At 38.6% G+C, this 3208-nt stretch carries 5 protein-coding genes; all 5 read left to right on the forward strand.

The window, feature by feature from the left end; all coding sequences use genetic code 11:
* Positions 1 to 13 precede the first annotated feature (13 nt).
* The gene (locus tag QYT14_RS18770; protein ID WP_288325223.1) at positions 14 to 247 is read left to right on the forward strand and encodes an NVEALA domain-containing protein; all 234 of its coding nucleotides are present in this window, start codon (positions 14 to 16) and stop codon (positions 245 to 247) included.
* A 178-nt stretch (positions 248 to 425) separates the two neighbouring features.
* Complete coding sequence (locus QYT14_RS18775) at positions 426 to 1352, forward strand: BF3164 family lipoprotein (protein ID WP_289307224.1); 927 nt, start codon at positions 426 to 428, stop codon at positions 1350 to 1352.
* 56 nt (positions 1353 to 1408) lie between these two features.
* Positions 1409 to 1696 carry an NVEALA domain-containing protein gene (locus tag QYT14_RS18780; RefSeq protein ID WP_289307227.1) on the forward strand — a complete coding sequence of 96 codons (288 nt, stop codon included), beginning with the start codon at positions 1409 to 1411 and terminating at the stop codon, positions 1694 to 1696.
* An 85-nt stretch (positions 1697 to 1781) separates the two neighbouring features.
* Complete coding sequence (locus QYT14_RS18785) at positions 1782 to 2813, forward strand: BF3164 family lipoprotein (RefSeq protein WP_289307223.1); 1032 nt, start codon at positions 1782 to 1784, stop codon at positions 2811 to 2813.
* Between the two features lie 244 nt (positions 2814 to 3057).
* A partial coding sequence (locus QYT14_RS18790) for an NVEALA domain-containing protein (protein WP_289307226.1) occupies positions 3058 to 3208 on the forward strand: 151 nt, incomplete at its 3' end.

Genomic DNA, 3208 nt, shown 5'->3' on the forward strand with positions numbered 1-3208 from the left:
AGAATAAAAAGAGATGAAAAAGAATATTTTGAAAGCAACAGTTGTTGCTGCGTTTGCTCTGGTAGCAGGATTTAATGTGTATAACTCTCAGAAATCGGATGTGATGTCTGAGTTGGCTTTGGCTAATGTGGAAGCATTGGCTGATGATGATGAAAACCCAATGTGCGAAAATGGTTGTGTAGATAAGGGTAATGGTTGTTTATGCCATTATTGGTTTGAGAATTATCAAGAATACCAATGGGATTAACTTTATAAGCATTATTTAAAAGTTCACTTCATCCGGATGTGGTAGGAATATTACATCCAGACATTAATTATATGATATTATGAGACGAATATTTTTATTGCTCTTTCCGTTTTTTTTGCTTTGTAATTGTACAAGTTATTCTACAACTGAAATTCATCAATCGAACAGAAATGATATTTTGGATGTAAAATCGCAAGTACATGAAATCCAGATTGATACTCCATTTATAGGTTCAATAGCCAAGCTGTTCTTGTTAGACGATTACCTTATTATAGAGGACTGCCGTTCTGATGACCAGTTGATTCGTTTGTTTGACCGACAAAGTTTCAATTATATAAAGAGTACCGGTACTTTAGGTGAGGGACCCGGTGAAATAGTTAATATCGGATTTATAGCGACGTGTCCGGGCAAACCTGAATTTTATGTGTCCGACCATGGAAAACAAAAAATATTTTGCTATCATGTGGATAGCTTATTGGCTGAATCTTTGTACCTTCCTTCGGTGAAGTATGAAATGAATAGAACACAATTCCCTAGCCGTTATAAATATATGAATGATACACTGTCAATCGGCATAATCATACAGCCAATAGGAAATTCGAGCTTCCAACAATCTGTGGCCCGATGGAATATGCAGACAGGCTCGATAACCCCCATGAAATATACACATCCCCAAATTAGCAAGAAACGTATAGTGATGGATGCTTCTCAGCAATACAATATTTACGTGGAAGGATACGAATACAATGATTTGATGACCATTTGTGATTTGGATGGCAATTTGATTTCTAATATTTATGGTCCGGACTGGAAGGACAATCAGACAAACAAAACATCCTATTATCGTAAAATAGTTATTTATAAGGATAAGATTATTGCATTGTTTTCAGGAAAAAATACATTTGATAGAAATGCCGCAAGAGGTATTAAGGCGCTTTGTCCTACCTTATTTCAGATTTTTGATATACATGGCAATTATTTGAAAACGTTGGAAGTGGGCTATCATATCTCCGACTTTTGTTGTGATGAAGAAAATAATAGATTGATAATGAACTTTGACGATGATATTCAGTTTGGCTATCTTGATTTGAAAGGCATTCTGTAAAGAAAACCAGACAGGTCGAAATGACAATGTTTCACCTTAGTGCAGTCCAAAAGCATATTAAGGAACGCCACAAGGCTGTTTGTCCCTTTCCGGATTACCCGGACGAGAAAGCAACAGTTGTTGCTGCGTTTGCTCTGGTAGCAGGATTTAATGTATATAACTTTCAGAAATCGGATATGATGTCTGAGTTGGTTTTGGCTAATGTGGAAGCATTGGCTAATGATGTAGAGTCTGGTGACGACTTTACTAATGGAACGGATTGTGTTGCTGTATGGGAAGATTATACTTGTAGAGGAAAAGACGGCAAGTTATATTCTAATTCAATACACAAGGCGAATAGCTAATAAAGACTCAAACCCTCTTTAAGAAAAAAATTAATCGTTTTTGGGGATAGGTTTGTACCAATCCCCCAAAGAAAAGAAGGAATTTATGCAAAGATTATTTTATATTGTGCTAGTCGGTATTTTGATGTCCGGCTGTGCTTCTGAGAAAAAAAAACAGGAACTTGAAAGAGTTAGCAATATCGCATATACTACCATAACAGATAGTATCTATTCGAGTATGCCGGGAAAAATTGCGGCTTTGAATGGGCGCGTGTACTGGCACAATGTGGCAGAAGCGGATAATTTTATTCATGTAATAGATGTATCATCCGGTAAGGAGGTGTACAGTTTTGGTAATATGGGTGATGGTCCGAATGACTTTGTAATGCCCATTCCTTCAGTTTCTACAGAGGGTTTTTATCTAAGTGACTTGCAGAAAGGAATAGAGCATTTGTATGTTTTCGGTGAGGATGGGACTTGCCACGTGGATAAAGGCGACCTTGAAAAGAACTCGGAAGTAACCAGGATGCTCCATGTAGGCAAAAGTACTATAATTGCTCTGACTCCCGGTGCGGAAAATCTGTTTAAAGTGTCATGCAACGGAACGACCGAGGCGGGAGGTAAGTTCCCCTTGTCGGAAAAAGTCGGGAATGCCTTCTATCTTTATCAGGGCAACATAGACTATAATGCGAACCGGAACAGGTTAGTATACAGCAGTATGTCTTTCCCTTATCTTGCCTCTTACTCTTTGGACGGATGCAAGCTGTCATTGGACAAGGAACTGTCCGAAAAGATAGACTACACCATTCAGGATGGAAACTTGGTGACGGATAAAGATTCCAAGCGCGGCGCGATGGAACTGGCACTGACCAAGAACCATATCGTAACGCTTGACAGGGATGTGGTGGTGGAAGGTGAGAAACCCAAAGGAGCCTCTCCACGTGACCCTTCCACCCTTCCTCATTCACTCTTTATTTATGATTATGAGTTGAACCTTACCCATATTCTGAATATGCAATTCCCGATATTGAGAATATGTGGTGATTCTCAAGATGATGTCGTCTATGCGATAGTTCTGTCTCCCGAGTATAAGCTGATACAGATAAACATTTCCTCGATTAATGATGGTAAGGAATAATGCTAAATAAATGGAGTTTAATTTAGAGAAACAAAAGAGGGATGGTAAGAAAGCTATCTTCTTCGCGGGAACACGCTTTCTTCCACCCCTTGGGTTTCTCCTTAAAGAAAGGAGGATTAGTCCAATGCAAACTTAATGGAAATAATCGGAATCTGCAAGTAATGTATTTGCTTTTTTTGCGGTGAAGTTCTTTCCGACAAAAGATGAAAATAAGATTAATGAATCATCGAAAAAACAAAAAGAGATGAAAAAGAATATTTTGAAAGCAACACTGGTTGCTGCATTTGCTTTGATAGCAGGGTATAATGTGTATAGCTCTCAGAAGGCTGAGGGAATGTCAGAGTTGGCTTTGGCTAATGTGGAAGCATTGGCTAGTGAAGAAGGGGGTGGAAATC

The organism is uncultured Phocaeicola sp., assembly GCF_948499155.1.
Taxonomy (GTDB): Bacteria; Bacteroidota; Bacteroidia; order Bacteroidales; family Bacteroidaceae; genus Phocaeicola; species Phocaeicola faecalis.

Excerpts from the sequence above, each read along its gene's own strand:
- QYT14_RS18770 (WP_288325223.1), top strand. The coding sequence starts at position 14 with ATGAAAAAGAATATTTTGAAAGCAACAGTTGTTGCTGCGTTTGCTCTG.
- QYT14_RS18785 (WP_289307223.1), top strand. The coding sequence starts at position 1,782 with ATGCAAAGATTATTTTATATTGTGCTAGTCGGTATTTTGATGTCCGGC.